10 protein-coding genes are annotated in these 15,143 nt (G+C 73.1%); 6 read left to right on the forward strand and 4 right to left on the reverse strand.

All coding sequences use genetic code 11. From position 1 onward, the window contains the following. Nucleotides 1-131 precede the first annotated feature (131 nt). A complete protein-coding gene (locus ACWF9Z_RS19735) occupies nt 132-1,091 on the forward strand; it encodes a LysR family transcriptional regulator (RefSeq protein WP_356653627.1) in 960 nt (319 codons plus the stop codon). A 99-nt stretch (nt 1,092-1,190) separates the two neighbouring features. Here the strand turns inward: ACWF9Z_RS19735 and ACWF9Z_RS19740 are convergent, their stop codons facing one another. The 4 genes from ACWF9Z_RS19740 to ACWF9Z_RS19755 form a co-directional block, all read right to left on the reverse strand. Beyond that, nucleotides 1,191-1,787 carry a TetR/AcrR family transcriptional regulator gene (locus tag ACWF9Z_RS19740; RefSeq protein WP_453603718.1) on the reverse strand — a complete coding sequence of 199 codons (597 nt, stop codon included), beginning with the start codon at nt 1,785-1,787 and terminating at the stop codon, nt 1,191-1,193. Nucleotides 1,788-1,869: 82 nt separating this feature from the next. Continuing rightward, nucleotides 1,870-3,858: a galactose-binding domain-containing protein gene (locus ACWF9Z_RS19745; protein WP_453603748.1), complete on the reverse strand. Its 1,989-nt coding sequence runs from the start codon at nt 3,856-3,858 to the stop codon at nt 1,870-1,872. Nucleotides 3,859-4,420: 562 nt separating this feature from the next. Continuing rightward, on the reverse strand, nt 4,421-5,122 hold the full coding sequence (locus ACWF9Z_RS19750; protein WP_453603720.1) for a 4'-phosphopantetheinyl transferase family protein: 702 nt from the start codon (nt 5,120-5,122) through the stop codon (nt 4,421-4,423). Between the two features lie 92 nt (nt 5,123-5,214). Further along, the gene (locus tag ACWF9Z_RS19755; RefSeq protein WP_453603722.1) at nt 5,215-5,436 is read right to left on the reverse strand and encodes a hypothetical protein; all 222 of its coding nucleotides are present in this window, start codon (nt 5,434-5,436) and stop codon (nt 5,215-5,217) included. 272 nt (nt 5,437-5,708) lie between these two features. On the opposite strand from ACWF9Z_RS19755, the gene ACWF9Z_RS19760 reads away from it, so the two are divergent. The 5 genes from ACWF9Z_RS19760 (at nt 5,709) to ACWF9Z_RS19780 (ending at nt 14,931) form a co-directional block, all read left to right on the forward strand. Next, entirely contained in the window at nt 5,709-6,113 is a 405-nt protein-coding gene (locus ACWF9Z_RS19760; protein ID WP_453603723.1) for a hypothetical protein, read from the forward strand. A gap of 314 nt (nt 6,114-6,427) precedes the next feature. After that, the gene (locus tag ACWF9Z_RS19765; RefSeq protein ID WP_453603725.1) at nt 6,428-10,423 is read left to right on the forward strand and encodes a Pls/PosA family non-ribosomal peptide synthetase; all 3,996 of its coding nucleotides are present in this window, start codon (nt 6,428-6,430) and stop codon (nt 10,421-10,423) included. Between the two features lie 94 nt (nt 10,424-10,517). Continuing rightward, complete coding sequence (locus ACWF9Z_RS19770) at nt 10,518-11,963, forward strand: M1 family metallopeptidase (RefSeq protein WP_453603727.1); 1,446 nt, start codon at nt 10,518-10,520, stop codon at nt 11,961-11,963. A gap of 83 nt (nt 11,964-12,046) precedes the next feature. Next, nucleotides 12,047-14,047, forward strand: a complete 2,001-nt coding sequence (gene recQ / locus ACWF9Z_RS19775) for a DNA helicase RecQ (protein WP_453603729.1) — start codon at nt 12,047-12,049, stop codon at nt 14,045-14,047. 155 nt (nt 14,048-14,202) lie between these two features. Beyond that, nucleotides 14,203-14,931: a dioxygenase family protein gene (locus ACWF9Z_RS19780; RefSeq protein WP_453603731.1), complete on the forward strand. Its 729-nt coding sequence runs from the start codon at nt 14,203-14,205 to the stop codon at nt 14,929-14,931. Nucleotides 14,932-15,143: the final 212 nt, after the last annotated feature.

Raw genomic sequence — 15,143 nt, forward strand, 5'->3', positions numbered from 1 at the left:
GGGTGAAAAAGGGATGAGAATCTGGCTGCTCGCGGCTGAGTATGGGCGTGTCCATGATGAGATCGGGACATCCCTGCGCGCATAAGACCGGCGTTATGGTGCGCTCGCATGACGCTGCGTAAGCTGCCCGGATGCAGCTGGAGTTGAGACATCTGCAAGCCGTCTGCCAGATAGCGGAGACCGGCAGCCTGGGGGGCGCGGCACGGATGCTGGGGGTCTCCCAGCCGGCGCTCTCCGCACAGCTGCGCAGGATCGAACGGGTCACCGGAGGTGAACTCTTCGTCCGAGGCCGACGCGGGGTCGAGCCCACCCCGCTCGGTCAGTTCGTCCTGGCCAAAGCCCGCCGGGTGCTCAGCGAGATGGACGCCCTCGGAGCCGAGACGCGCGCCCGTACGACCGACGCCCCGCTGCGCCTGGGCTGCATCCTGCTCGTGCTGATCGACGGACTCATCGCACGGCAGGACCTGGCCCTGGCCGGCCGGGAGATCACCGTGGACCTCGAGGACTCGGTGACGGCCCTGGTCCGGATGCTCGGGGCGGGCCGTTACGACGTGATCGTCTACGGCGAGGTGAACGACCATGAAGTCCCGCTGCCCGCGGGCGTCCTGGCCCGGACCCTGGTCCCCAAGGAGCCGTTCTGCATCCGGATGTCCGCACGCCACGCGCTGGCCCGGCTCGAGGCGATCGACCTCGCCGACCTCGCCGACGAGCAGTGGATGACGCTGGTGGAGGACGACGACGGCGGCCCCGAGGCGCTCGTCGAGGCCTGCGCCAAGGCCGGGTTCACCCCGTCGCTGCGCTACCGGATCACCGACCGGATGATGCAGTACGACCTGATCTCCGCCGGCCGGGTCGTCGCCCTCAGCCAGCCCACCGCGCCGGCCGTGGCGGGGACGGTGATGCGCCCCCTGATCGGCGCACCCATCACAGGACGCATCCGCCTCGCCTGGAACCGGTCCACGGTCTCGGCCCATCAGGCGGAGCTCTTCTACCTCTCCGCCGCCCGCGCGTACCTGGCCAACGTGGACAACAACCCCTTCCACCGGGCCTGGTGGGACGAGCACCCGGAAGTCCATCCGGCCCTGGACTGAGCCTGGGGGCGGGCGGGCGGGCGGGCGGGAAGGCCCGGCCCCGGGCCGGCCGGGGAGGGCTCCTCGCGGGTACGACGGGGGCGGCGGCCGCGGCCGCCGTCAGTCCTGGCGGACGAGTCCGGCCACGTGGTCGGCGATCATGTCGAGGATTCCGGCGGCCGCCTTCTCGTCGCCGACGGCGAGGAAGTTCAGCGTCACCCCGTCCGTCATGGCCGCCAGGTAGCGGGCCAGCACGGCCACCGGCACGGTGAGTTCGAACGGCGTGATCCGCCGCAGCTCCTCGATCAGCTCGGCGTACGTCTCGCAGTACAGCTCGTACTGGCGGCGCGCCAGGTGCTCGAACCCGGGCTGCCGCAGCGCGTACTGGGTGAGCTCGTAGGTGAGCATGTGCTCGCCGGGGCTGGCCACCACGTGGTCCCAGTAGGCCTGGAAGCCGGCCCGGACGGTCTCGCGGAGGGTGTCCCGGGGCACGATCACGGCCTTCACGATCGTGATGTAGTGGCCGGTGATCGTCTCGATGACCGATTCCAGCAGCGCCTGCTTGGAATCGAAGCAGTAGTGGAAGACGCTCAGGGACACGCCCGCCTCGGCGGCGATGGAGCGGGTCGTCGTCCTGGACACCCCGTCGCGGCTCATCGCGCGGATCGCCGCCTCCGTCAGCTGTCTGCGCCGGTCGGTCAACGGCATCCGTGCCATGTGCGGTTTCCCCCTCGTTCCTGTGCTGCCCCGAAAGGGATGCCCGGGAGCCGGCCGGCTCCCGGGCATCCCCTCGACGCCGTCAGCTGCTGTATACACCGACTTCGTACAGCGAGTAACCCCACTTCGTGCCGCGTCCCGTTCCGTGGACACGCACGTACCGGGCCGGGACCCCCGCGAACTGCGCCGTGTCCAGGCCGCCGTCACCGGTGGTCGTGGACCAGGCCGTCTGCCAGTTCGTGCCGTCCGTGGAGACCTCGATGCGGTACGACTTCCCGTACGCGCGCTCCCACTCGAGGGTGACCCGCTTGACCAGGTTCTCGGAACCGAGGTCGAACTGGATCCACTGGTCGTCGTTCCAGTCGCTCGCCCAGCGGCTGCCCCGGTCGCCGTCCACGGCCTGTCCGGGGCTGTAGTTGTAGATCGGGTTCCACTCCGAGGCGCTCGCGGAGGAGGCCTTGTGCGAGGCGAGGTTCACCCCGGCCTGGTGCTGCTCGGAGGCGCCCCAGGTGCGCAGGTAGGACTCGGCGCCCTTGAACATGTCGTCCACCACGCCCTGGCCGCCGACGAGCCGGATGTCCTCGATCCAGTCCGGCACCAGCCCGTAGTGCGAGGCGCCGTCGGTGTTGAGGTCCCAGGTGCGCTGACCGGTGGTCTGCTTGTCGATGACGGAACCGCCGTCGGTGCTGCGGAACGGGTAGGTCACCGGGGTCGGCGCGTTCGCTCCGCGCGGACCGGGCCAGCCGCCGACGCCGTTCATGTCGCTGCCGAAGCCGTAGCCCACGTTGTACTTGTCGCGCAGCGCGTCCGTCCGCTTGGCCTCCGCGCTGAACGCCTCCGAGCCGCTCATGTACTGGGCGGCGAACCCGCCGAGCTTGTAGAGGCGCTCGGTCCAGTTGAGGTCCATCCAGCTGTGCGAGGAGATGACGCCCGGGTACGACTCGCTCTCGAGGATGTCGAAGGCCTGGCCGGCCGCCTTCACGCTCATGTGGTCGACCTCGAGCATCATCTTGCGCTTCATCATGCCGCGCACCGCGTAGTCACCGAGCTCGGTGAGACCGCGGGTGTTGCACTGGGCGGCCGAGGCGTACGAGGGCACCGCCACGCCCTCCGGCAGCTCCTTCTCGGCGTTCACCGCCGGAGCCAGCCCGATGGGGTTGTCGTGCTGCGGGCCCGCGCACTGCTCCGTCTTCCAGAAGGTTCCGGTCGACAGGAACTGGCCGACGTTGATGGCCGTTCCCAGCGCACCCTCGTCGAAGCGGACCCCGCACAGGGCGTTGTCGAACTTGTGGCACAGGAACATGCTGCGCACGCCGAGGTTGTACAGCTCGTCGAGGCCGCGGTCGACGTCCTGCTTGCTGCACTGCGCGACGTCCAGGATCTGCTTGCAGCCGAACGGCTCGGAGGTCTCGACGCCGAGGACGACGGCGAGCTTCCCCTGCTTGACGACCTCGCGGGCCTGCGCGGAGTCGGTGACGATGCGGAACCACCCCTTGCCGGGGCCGCCGTACATCTTGTCGACGAAGGCCTGCATGTCGTAGCTCTTCTTCGCCTCCAGACGGATGGCGGTCATCTCGTCGCAGGTACGGTCCTTGAAGAAGTAGACCGAGCAGATCACGCCGTTGGTGACGAGGTCGTTGACGAGGACGCGCTGACCGCCGCGCCAGGCCCGCTCGATCCAGGCGTAGTAGTTCTGCTGGTGGGTCAGCGAGTCGTGGGCGGGCCAGTCCTTGAAGGTGGGCCAGCCGTCGGGGTCGTGCTTGCCGTCACCGCCCTTGGTGACGAAGTCGAAGATCGCGAGGCTGCCGTCCGGGTAGTGCTCGGGACAGTCCTTGAGCGCGTCGGCCACCCCGAGGTCGGAGAACGCCTGGCCACAGATCAGCCGGCCGCCGAAACCCTCGTTGGCCATGATGTGGTCGTGTGCGTCGACGAAGCCCCGCACGTTGCCCTGGGCGTCGGTGCCCTTGAAGGGCTCGCCGGTCACATTGATCTGGGAGTCGGGCCCGGGCCGTGCGGTGGGGTTCCACCAGCCGGCGTCGGCCGAGGCTCCGGGGACCGGGCCGAGCACCATGGCCAGCAGTCCGAGGAGCAGGGAAAGGACCGCGAGCGGTTTGCGCCGGCGGTGCGGTCGCGTGCCCGGCGGCGAGCCTGGTTGGGGGTGCGCGTGCGGTTGGCGGTTCATGGCCACTACTCACGTCCTCGGTTCGGCGGAGGGCGCGGTCGAGGACGCCGTGCGCCGGGGGAATGACGACCCCGACGCCTGATTGTCATGTCCCGCGCAAGCAATGCATCGAGAATCGCTACTGAGGAGTACAGAGTCAAGAGTCCGGGTCACATGACCTGATGGATGGTCATCTTAGGTGTGCGTCCTCGCGCCGGTCCATGCCGTCGGCCATCGGCTCCACCCGGGGAACGGCCGTGCCCCGCGGGCGCCTCTTCCCGCAGGTCGGGGCCTCGCCGTCGCCTCGCCGGTGCTGCCCGGCCCGTTCCGCGACCGCGTCCCGGGCGCCCGACAGGCCTGCCGCGAAGGCCTGTTCGCCTTCCTCGTGCACCGCGGGGCGCGGGGAGCGCCCCGCAGTGGTCACGGGCCGGGGCGGGCGGCCCCGGCCCGAGGCGGGTGTGCCCCGCCCGGCTCAGGCGTCGCGGACGGCCAGGGCGGCCGCGTAGCCCTCGGGGGCGGGCAGGTCGGCCAGGGTCCAGCCGGGGACCGCCGCCGGCGCGGGGGCGGATCCGACGTAGGGCTCCGCGAGCCCGAGGGCGATGCCGGCGCCGGTGGCCTTGAGGCAGGCCTCCTTGCGCGACCAGACGCGGGCGAGGGCGCCGGGCCGGACGGCGTCGGGCAGGGCCAGCAGTTCGGCGCTCTCGTCGGCGTGCAGGCTCGTCAGCACGTCGGCGGCGGCGCTCGGCCCCGGTACGGCCTCCACGTCGACCCCGACGGGCACCCCGGCGAAGGCGAGATAGGCGAGGTCCCCGCTGTGCGAGAGCGAGAAGTGCACTCTGCCCCCGACGACGGCGGGGCGGCCGTGGGGCCCGCCGCAGCAGGGGCAGTCCTCCCGGGTCAGCCCGACCGCCTCCGGGGCCAGGCCGAGATAGCCGCCCAGCAGCGCCCGCAGGCCCAGGTGCGAGGTCAGGTAGCGGTGCCGGTCCGTCTCGCGCAGCAGCGTGGCGGCACGCTCGGCCTCGACGGCGTCCAGTACCGCCGCCGCGTCCGGGACCCGGTACCCGCCGACCACGTCGAGGGTGGTGTCCAGCGTCCACACGGCCACGGCCCGCCCGGCGGGAAGCGGACCGGTCCGCGGCGCGGCGCGCCCGAGCTCACTCAAGGACTTGATCACCTGGCGAGCGTAGAGGAAGAGCGGCCCCGGAAGTACGGGCGGGACGGGAACGGCCCCCGCCGGAATGGCGCCCTCCCGCCTCCCCGGTGCTCTCACTGGATCAGGGAGCGCAGGACGGGAACGCTCGCGCCCGCCGCGGTCAGTCCGGCGAGGACGGATCCCGCCGCTGGGCCCCCGCTGAGAAAGGTCAGTCCTCCCGCCACGAAGCCGATGACGACCGCGGCCAGGAGCACGATCGCGGTGTGCAGCGGGAGGAAGGGAGCTGTCGCGGGGGTGGTCTGCTCCTGCGGTTCGGGGGCGGGTAGCGTACTCAACTGGGCCTCCTCGTCGATGGGTTGTCTGTCTCTGACTCGTAGGTGGTGGACCCGGCACGAGCCCACGGACTTCCTGGGCCGGTTTTTCAGCGGTTTTCGGCACGCCGGGGAACTCGAGGGGCTGGAGCTTCCGCCGGGAAGCGCTCGTCAACGGCGGCTGGACGCCTGAGGGAGGTGCCCGACTCACCACCTACTTCACGACGGCGTGCCTCGTCGGTTTCCCCAACGAGTTCCGCCGGCACTTCGACGGCGAGCGGCGGCACGAAAGGGCCGTGCGCAACGAGGAGTACTACTACACGGAGCCCGTCGGCGTCCGCAGCGCGGCCGACGAGGCCCTGGGACGCATGGAAGCGGCCGATCGGTTGAGGTCCGTCAAGGACCCCGACCGCCGGGGCGAGGACTGGGCCCGCTTCCTGCGCTGCACCCTCCTGCCCCACGCACTCCCGGCGGACCTGGACGGGGCCCGCGCCGAACTCGCCCGCCTCACCGCCGTAGCCCACCCCGTGCGGGACGGCCGGCTCACCGAGTGCCTCGACGCCTACGCCGTGATCCTCGACGGCGGTGTCGACCTCTCGGAGGGCTGGCAGGCGTGGCGACTGGGCCTCCTCCCGGACCTGCACGCGCGGGAGGTGACGGGAGGGCTGACCACGGCGTCCTCCGCGGGCGGCGCACCGTGACCGGTCGGCTGCTCAAGCTCCTCCAGGTCATCGACCGCGACCCGGCCCCGGTCGGCGCCTGACCGCACAGGAGCGGGGAGGGTGGAGCCCGGGCGGCATGCGGGCGGCCGTGGACGGGCTCGCCCTCCCGACATCAACATTTCACCGCGCCGCCTCTTTACCGTCTCTTCCCGGCCATGCGCAAGTCTTCGGCAAGGGATTCCTTCTCCCCGCACTAGACTGGCGGGTTGTTTGGCGCTGGAACGGAACAACCTGGGCAGACCCGGGCTCCGTCCGGCGACCCGGACGGTTCCGGGAGCGAGACGCGAGGGCCGATGGCAGCCACACCTGAGCGCGGTGCAGTCACCCCGATCGACGACGGGACCGGTTTCGACGACGGGACCGGGCTCGACGACGGGACCGGGCGCGACGGCGCGACGGTGCGCGACGGCGCGACGGTGCGCGACGGCCGGGAGGAGGCCGAGGAGACCGGCAAGTCCGCGCGGTTCTCCGCCGGGCCCGCCGCCCCGGAGCGCACCCTCGTCGACGTCTTCGAGGCCTCCGTACGGGCGTACCCCGACGATCTCGCCCTGGATGACGGCACCGCCCAGCTGACCTACCGGGCGCTGGCCGTCGAGGTCGAGCGCCGGCGGCGCGCCCTCGCCGCCGCCGGGGTGGGACTCGGCGACCGGGTCGGCGTCCGCGTGCCCTCGGGCACCAACGAGCTCTACGCCGGCATCCTCGCCGTGCTCGCCGTCGGCGCCGCCTACGTGCCCGTCGATGCCGAGGACCCGGACGAACGGGCCGATCTGGTCTTCGGCGAGGCCGGGGTCCGGGCCGTGCTGGGCGCCGGACAGCGCATCGAGGCCACCGGGCTCGCCGGCGCCGCGGCGCCCGCCGCACGGCCCGGACCCGGGCACGACGCGTGGATCATCTTCACCTCCGGGTCCACCGGCAAGCCCAAGGGCGTCGCCGTCAGCCACCGCAGCGCCGCCGCCTTCGTGGACGCCGAGGCCGCGCTGTTCCTCGCGGAGGACCCGATCGGCCCCGGCGACCGGGTCATGGCCGGACTGTCCGTCGCCTTCGACGCCTCCTGCGAGGAGATGTGGCTGGCCTGGCGCTACGGCGCCTGCCTCGTGCCCGTGCCCCGCTCCCAGGTGCGCAGCGGCGCCGACCTCGGCCCCTGGCTGGTGGAGCAGGAGATCTCCGTGGTCTCCACCGTGCCGACCCTGGCCGCGCTCTGGGAGCCCGAGGACCTGGGCGAGGTGCGGCTGCTGATCTTCGGCGGCGAGGCCTGCCCGCCCGAACTGACCCAGCGCCTGGTCACCGAGGGCCGCGAGGTGTGGAACACCTACGGCCCCACCGAGGCCACCGTCGTCGCCTGCGCCTCCCTGCTGACCGGTGAGGAGCCCATCCGGATCGGGCTCCCGCTGAACGGCTGGGAACTGGCCGTGGTCGACGAGTCCGGCGAGCCGGTCCCGATGGGCGGCAGCGGCCAGCTCGTGATCGGCGGCGTCGGCCTGGCCCGCTACCTCGACCCCGAGAAGGACGCCGAGAAGTACGCCCCGCTGGAGTCCCTCGGCTGGGAGCGCGCCTACCGCAGCGGCGACCTCGTCCGCGCCGAACCGGAGGGCCTGGTCTTCCTCGGCCGCGGCGACGAGCAGATCAAACTCGGCGGCCGCCGGATCGAGCTGGGCGAGGTCGACTCCGCTCTGCAGGCCCTGCCCGGCGTCGCCGGCGCGGCCGCCGCCGTGCGCACCGCGCGCAGCGGCAACCAGTTGCTCGTCGGCTACCTGGTGACCCAGGAGGGCTGGGACCACGCGGCGGCGGTGACGCGGCTGCGCGCCGAACTGCCCGCCGCCCTCGTCCCGCTGCTCGCGCCGGTCGGCGAACTACCGACCCGCACCTCCGGCAAGGTGGACCGCGACGCGCTGCCCTGGCCGCTGCCCGAACTGGAGACCACCGGCCCCGTCGAGCAGCTGTACGGCACCGAGGCCTGGCTCGCCGAGCAGTGGAGCGAGACCCTCGGCGTGGCCGTCACCTCGGCCGCCGACGACTTCTTCGCCATCGGCGGCAGCAGCCTGGCCGCCGCCCAGCTCACCACCCGGCTGCGCACCCGCTACCCGAGCGCGGCCGTAGTCGACATCTACCAGCGGCCCACCCTGCGCAAGCTCGCCCGGCACCTGGAGAAGTCCGCGCAGGACGACGGCGCGGCCCGGAGCGTCGCGCCCGTTCCGCTCCGGACCAAGGTGGTCCAGTCGCTGCTGCTGCTCCCGCTCTTCACCCTCGTCGGCCTGCGCTGGACGGTGGCGCTGCTGGCCCTGGGCAACGTCCTGCACCGGTTCGGGGCCTATCCGTGGGCGCCGACCGCCTCCTGGTGGCTCGTCGCCGCCGGAGCGGCGCTGCTCTTCAGCCCGCCGGGCCGCCTCGCGATCGCGGCCGGCGGCGCCCGGCTGCTGCTGCGCGGGGTGAAGGCCGGCCGCCACCCGCGCGGCGGAAGCGTGCACCTGAGGCTGTGGACGGCCGAGCGGCTGGCCGAGTGCGTCGGCGCCACGGCACTCACCGGATCCTGGCTGGAGCGCTACGCGCGGGCCCTGGGCGCCAAGATCGGCCCCGAGGTGGACCTGCACTCGCTGCCCCCGGTCACGGGCATGCTCAAGCTCGGCCGCGGCTGCGCCGTGGAGTCCGAGGTGGACCTCTCCGGGCACTGGCTGGACGGGGACCGACTCGAGATCGGCTCGGTCAAGGTCGGCGCGGGCGCGGTGGTCGGCACGCGCAGCATCCTCTTCCCCGGCGCACGCGTCGGCAAGCGGGCCGAGGTGGCCCCCGGCTCCGCCGTGGTCGGGCAGGTCCCGACCGGCCAGCGCTGGGCCGGAGCGCCCGCCGTCAAACTCGGCAAGGCCAAGCGCACCTGGCCCAAGGAGCGCCCGCCGCGCGGACTTCCCTGGCGGGCGGCGTACGGGGCGGCCGGCTTCTGCCTCACGTCCCTGCCCGTGGTCGCCACCGTGCCCGCCCTGCTCGTGGCGAGCCGCTTCGTACCCGCCGGCGCCGGACTCGCCGAAGCCCTGCGCGGAGCACTGCTCGCCGTGGTGCCCGGGGCGCTCGCCTTCGGTATGGCCTACGCGCTGCTGCTGCTGGTCTCCGTACGCCTGCTCAGCCTGGGCCTGCGCACGGGAGTCCACCCCACGCACAGCCGGATCGGCTGGCAGGCCTGGACGGTCACCCAGCTGATGGACCTGTCCCGGGAGACGCTCTTCCCGCTGTACGCCGGGCTGATCACGCCCGTGTGGCTGCGGCTGCTCGGCATGAAGATCGGCCGGGGCGCCGAGGTGTCCACCGTGCTGGCGCTGCCGAGCCTCACCACGGTCGGCGAGGGCGCCTTCCTCGCCGACGACACCCTGACCGCCCCCTACGAACTGGGCGGCGGCTGGATGCGGATCGGGCACTCCGAGATCGGCCGCAGGGCCTTCCTCGGCAACTCCGGCATGACCGCCCCGGGGCGCAGCGTGCCGGACGACGGGCTCGTCGGAGTCCTGTCGGCCACCCCGAAGAAGGCCAAGAAGGGCAGCTCGTACCTGGGCCTGCCGCCGGTGCGGCTGCCGCGGTCCGCGGCGGCCGCCGACCAGAGCCGGACGTACGATCCGCCCGCCCACCTGCTGTGGGCGCGCGGCCTGGTGGAACTGTGCCGGCTCCTCCCGGTCTTCTGCTCGGCCGCGCTGGCCGTACTGACCGTGGCGGCGCTCTGCGCGCTGACGGGGGCGGACGGTCCCGGGATCTGGGGCACCGCCCTCCTCTCCGGTGTCACCCTGCTCGCCGCCGGCGCCGCCGCGTGCGCGGTCTCGGTGGCCGCGAAGTGGCTGCTGGTGGGCCGCCACCGGGTGGGTGAGCACCCCCTGTGGAGCGGTTTCGTGTGGCGCAACGAGCTCGCCGACACCTTCGTCGAGGTACTGGCCGTGCCGTGGCTGGCCGGATCGGTGCCGGGCACGCCCCTGCTGTCCCTGTGGCTGCGCGCGCTCGGGGCCCGGGTCGGCCGGGGCGTGTGGTGCGAGAGCTACTGGCTGCCCGAGACGGACCTGGTGGTGCTGGGCGACGCGGTCAGCGTGAACCGCGGCTGCGTCCTGCAGACGCACCTCTTCCACGACCGGATCTTGAGGACGGATACTGTGGTCCTCCGCGAGGGCGCCACCCTGGGCCCGGGCGGGATCGTCCTGCCCGGGAGCACGGTCGGGGCCCGCAGCACGCTGGGGCCCGCCTCGCTGGTGATGGCCGGGGAATCCGTCCCCGACGACTCCCGCTGGCTGGGCAATCCGATCGAGGCATGGCGGTCCTGAGACCGGTTCCGGCACGTCGTCCCTCGCACGTCGCACATCGCACGGACAGAGCACGGCAGGCACGGCACAGCAGGGCACGGCGCAGGGAGCGGCAGTGAGCGGCCAGAAGACAGCGGCATCGGACCCGTACTTTCCGGCCAACGGCGACCCCCGTTACCGTGTGCACCGGTACGAACTCGCTCTGGAATACCGTCCCGGCCCCAACCGGCTGGCCGGGACGGCCCGGCTCAACGCGATCGCCGGGCGGGCACCGCTCCCCGAGTTCCACCTCAACCTGGCCGATTTCAAGGTGGGCCGGGTCCTGGTGAACGGACGGGCGCCCCACTACGCCCACCGGGGCGGCAAACTCCGCATCAAACCGGCCAAGCCGCTGCCCGCCGGCGCCGCCTTCACCGTGGAGGTCCACTGGGCGGGCAACCCCAGACCGGTGTCCAGCCCCTGGGGCGGCCTCGGCTGGGAGGAACTGACCGACGGCGCGCTCGTGGCGAGCCAGCCGGTCGGCGCGCCCTCCTGGTACCCGTGCAACGACCGGCCCGCCGACAAGGCCTCGTACCACATCTCGATCAACACGCCCTCCGCCTACACGGTGGTGGCCGGCGGCCGGCTGCTCACCCGCACGACCAGGGCCAGCACGACCACCTGGGTGTACGAGCAGCCCGCGCCGACTCCCAGCTACCTGGTCGGGCTGTCCATCGGCATGTACCAGACGGTGCTGCTCGGGGACCCGGGGCTCGGCGGTGTCCCGCAGAGCGCCCACGTGCCGGCGCACCTGCTGCCGCGGTTCTCCCGAGACTTCGCCCGGCAGCCCGCCATGATGCGGCTCTTCGAGGAACTCTTCGGGCCCTATCCCTTCGGCGAGTACGCCGTCGTCGTCGCCGACGAGGAACTGGACGTCCCCGTCGAAGCCCAGGGGCTCTCGCTGTTCGGAGCCAACCACGTGGACGGCGTCCGCGGTTCGGAGCGCCTCGTCGCCCACGAGCTCGCGCACCAGTGGTTCGGCAACAGCGTCACCATCGCCGACTGGCGGCACATCTGGCTCAACGAGGGCTTCGCCAAGTACGCCGAATGGATCTGGTCGGAGCGCTCCGGCGGCCGCACCGCACACGAGCTGGCGGCCGCCGCGCACCGGCTGCTGGCCTCACGGCCGCAGGACCTGCGGCTGGCCGACCCGGGCCGCAAGCTGATGTTCGACGACCGCCTCTACCAGCGCGGGGGCCTCGCCGTGCACGCGGTCCGCTGCGCCCTGGGCGACGGTGCGTTCTTCCGGATGCTGCGCGACTGGGCCGTCGTGCACCGCCACGGCGTGGTGACCACCGCCGGTTTCACCGCCCACGTGGGGCGCTACGCGGCCGAGCCGGTCGACGACCTGTTCTCGGCCTGGCTGTACGAGCCCTCGCTCCCGCCGCTCCCGCTCCCGTCCTCCCGCGCGCGCCCGGCCGCGCCGGCCGCGCAGCCCGGGCGGCCGGCGACACCGGCGAGGCCGGGCTACCCGCCGACCAACGGCGGCCCGGCCGTGCGGGGCGGCGGGGCCCCGTCGTAGCGGAGCCCGCGGCGGGGGTCCGGCCGTCCACAGGTCCGGGCGGGCGGAGCCGGGGTGTCCGCGGCTGCCGTTAGGCTTCTCGGATGGCCCTTCCGGACGCGTCCCCCGAGACCTCCGACGCGTTGCAGGTACTGCACCGCGTCTTCGGTTACAGCTCCTTCCGCGGTGAGCAGCAGGAGATCATCGAGCAGGTGGTCGGTGGCGGCGACGCCCTCGTCCTGATGCCGACGGGCGGCGGGAAATCGCTCTGCTACCAGATCCCGGCGCTCGTCAGAGAAGGCACGGGCGTCGTCGTCTCGCCGCTCATCGCGCTCATGCAGGACCAGGTGAACGCGCTGACCGCCCTCGGGGTGCGGGCCGGATTCCTCAACTCGACCCAGGACTCTCAGGAGCGGCAGGCCGTCGAGCGGGCCTTCCTCGCCGACGAGCTGGACCTGCTCTACCTGGCTCCCGAGCGGCTGCGCACCGAGAGCGCGCAGCGGCTCCTCGACCGGGGCAAGGTGTCGCTGTTCGCGATCGACGAGGCGCACTGCGTCGCCCAGTGGGGCCACGACTTCCGGCCCGACTACCTCGCGCTGTCCATGCTGCACGAGCGCTGGCCCAAGGTGCCGCGGATCGCGCTGACCGCGACGGCCACCGAGGCCACCCACGCCGAGATCGTGGCGCGACTGGACCTGGGGGACGCCCGGCACTTCGTCGCGAGCTTCGACCGGCCGAACATCCAGTACCGCATCGCCCCGAAGGACAAGCCGCTGGCGCAGCTGCTGGCGCTGATCCGGACGGAGCACGACGGGGACGCCGGAGTCGTCTACTGCCTCTCGCGGGCCTCGGTGGAGAAGACCGCGGCCTTCCTGGTCGAGCAGGGCATCGACGCCGTGGCCTACCACGCGGGGATGGACGCGCGGGCGCGCGCCGCGAACCAGGCGCGCTTCCTGCGGGAGGACGGGATCGTGGTGGTGGCCACGATCGCCTTCGGCATGGGCATCGACAAGCCGGACGTGCGCTTCGTGGCCCACCTCGACCTGCCGAAGTCGGTCGAGGGCTACTACCAGGAGACCGGCCGGGCCGGCCGTGACGGCGAGCCGGCCACGGCGTGGCTGGCGTACGGCCTGCAGGACGTGGTCCAGCAGCGCAAGCTCATCGAGGGCTCCGAAGGGGACGAGACGCACCGCCGCTCGCTGAGCATGCACCTCGACGCCATGCTCGCGCTGTGCGAGACGGTCGACTGCCGCCGCTCGCGGCTGCTCGCGTACTTCGGCCAGAAGGGCGAGCCGTGCGGCAACTGCGACACGTGCCTGACGCCGGCCGAGTCCTGGGACGGGACGGTCGCGGCGCAGAAACTGCTGTCCACGGTGTGGAGGCTGGCGAAGGAGCGGCGCCAGAAGTTCGGCGCCGGCCAGATCATCGACATCCTGCAGGGCAAGAAGACGGCCAAGGTCATCCAGTTCGACCACGACGCGCTCTCGGTGTTCGGCGTCGGGGCGGACCTGGGCACGGCCGAATGGCGGGGGGTCGTGCGCCAGCTGCTGGCGCTGCGGCTGCTCGCGGTGGAGGGCGAGTACGGAACGCTCGTGCTGACGGACGAGAGCGCCGAGGTGCTGGGCGGCCGGCGCAGCGTCTCGATGCGCAAGGAGAAGGCGGCCCCGGCCCCGGCGCGCAAGGAGTCCGGATCGCGCTCCGGGAAGGGCGCCCGGGTCCCGGTCGACCTGCCGGCCGCCGCCGAGCCGGTCTTCCTGGCCCTGCGTGCCTGGCGGGCCGCGACGGCCCGCGAGCAGGGTGTCCCGGCGTACGTCGTCTTCCACGATGCGACGCTCCGGGAGATCGCGGTCCAGCTGCCCGCCACCGCGGAGGAGCTGGGCACCATCGGCGGGATCGGCGAGGCCAAGCTCACCAAGTACGCCCAGGGCGTCCTCGACACCCTGGCGGAATGCGGCGCCACCGCGCCCGCCGCGGCCGCTGCCGCTCCCGGTGCGCCCGCTCCCGGTGCGCCCGCACCACAGGCTCCGCACGCGGCGCCGTACCCCGACGAACCGCCCTTCGACCTGGACGAGACGGAGCCGCCCTGGGACGAGGACTGGCAGTAGGCGCGGACGGTCGTCGGCGCCCGGGAGGCGGACCGGACTCCGCCTCCGGGGGAGCCCGAGCGTGTCGGTGCTGGTCGCGACCCCCGTGCTGCGGCACGGTGGGCGCGGTCGGTGGCCGTCCGGCACGACGGCCCAGGAGCGCGCGAGGGGTTCGCATGACCGAGAACGGCATCTCCCGGACCAGCCGCCGCGCGGTGCTGCTGGCCGCCGGCTCGGCCGGGGCCGTCGCGCTGACGGCGGCCTGCGCGGGCCCGGCCGGAACCCGGGGAGCGGCGGGGCGGCCCTCGGCCCCCCAGTCCCCGGCCACCCCGCCGGCGCCGTCGTCCTCGCCGTCCGGCCGGGCCGCCCCGGCCTGCGTGCTCACCACGGAGTCGGGCGCGGGCCCGTACTACCTCGACCTGGACCGGGTCCGGTCGGACATCACGGAGGGCCGGGACGGCGTGCCGTTCCGGCTGGACCTGACCGTGGTACGGGTGCCGGCCGGCTGCCGTCCGGTCGCGGGTGCGACCGTCGACGTGTGGCACGCCGACCCGTCGGGCGTCTACTCCACCGGCAAGGACAGCTTCCTGCGCGGCACCCAGGTCACGGACGCCGCCGGACGGTGCACGTTCCGCACGATCGTGCCCGGCTGGTACCGGGGACTGGCCCCGCACATCCACTTCACGGTGCGGCCCGACGACCACACCGGGACCACCTCGCAGTTCTTCTTCCCCGAGGAGCTCCTGGTGGGGGTGTACGCGCTCCAGCCCTACGCCCGCCGTCCCGCGCCGGAGCACCCCAACACCCGCGACAGCCGCTACCGGGCCTCCGGCGCCGCCATGACCCTGGCTCCCGCACGCGAAGGCGACGGCTACCGGGCCGCGTACACGGTGGGCATCGCCTGAGCCACCCCGCGGGTTCCGGCCCCCGCACGCCGACGGTTCCGTACGCGCCCGGGTCCGTACGTGCCCGGTTCCGTACGCCGGCGGGTCCGTACGCCGCTGACGTCCCGGCCGGCCCCCACTTTGTCGGCGGGGGCCGAGGCGTGACACTGCGTGCCACAGGGTGACTGTGATAAACATATACCAACCCCCCCCCCCAAAACGCCCCCACGAGT

The sequence above is a fragment of the Streptomyces sp. NPDC054961 genome (assembly GCF_053609145.1).

Bases quoted from the DNA above. Each gene is read 5' to 3' on its own strand.
- ACWF9Z_RS19735 (WP_356653627.1), top strand. From the start codon at position 132: ATGCAGCTGGAGTTGAGACATCTGCAAGCCGTCTGCCAGATAGCGGAG.
- ACWF9Z_RS19740 (WP_453603718.1), bottom strand. From the start codon at position 1,787: ATGGCACGGATGCCGTTGACCGACCGGCGCAGACAGCTGACGGAGGCG.
- ACWF9Z_RS19745 (WP_453603748.1), bottom strand. From the start codon at position 3,858: ATGGTGCTCGGCCCGGTCCCCGGAGCCTCGGCCGACGCCGGCTGGTGG.
- ACWF9Z_RS19765 (WP_453603725.1), top strand. From the start codon at position 6,428: ATGGCAGCCACACCTGAGCGCGGTGCAGTCACCCCGATCGACGACGGG.
- recQ (WP_453603729.1), top strand. From the start codon at position 12,047: ATGGCCCTTCCGGACGCGTCCCCCGAGACCTCCGACGCGTTGCAGGTA.
- ACWF9Z_RS19780 (WP_453603731.1), top strand. From the start codon at position 14,203: ATGACCGAGAACGGCATCTCCCGGACCAGCCGCCGCGCGGTGCTGCTG.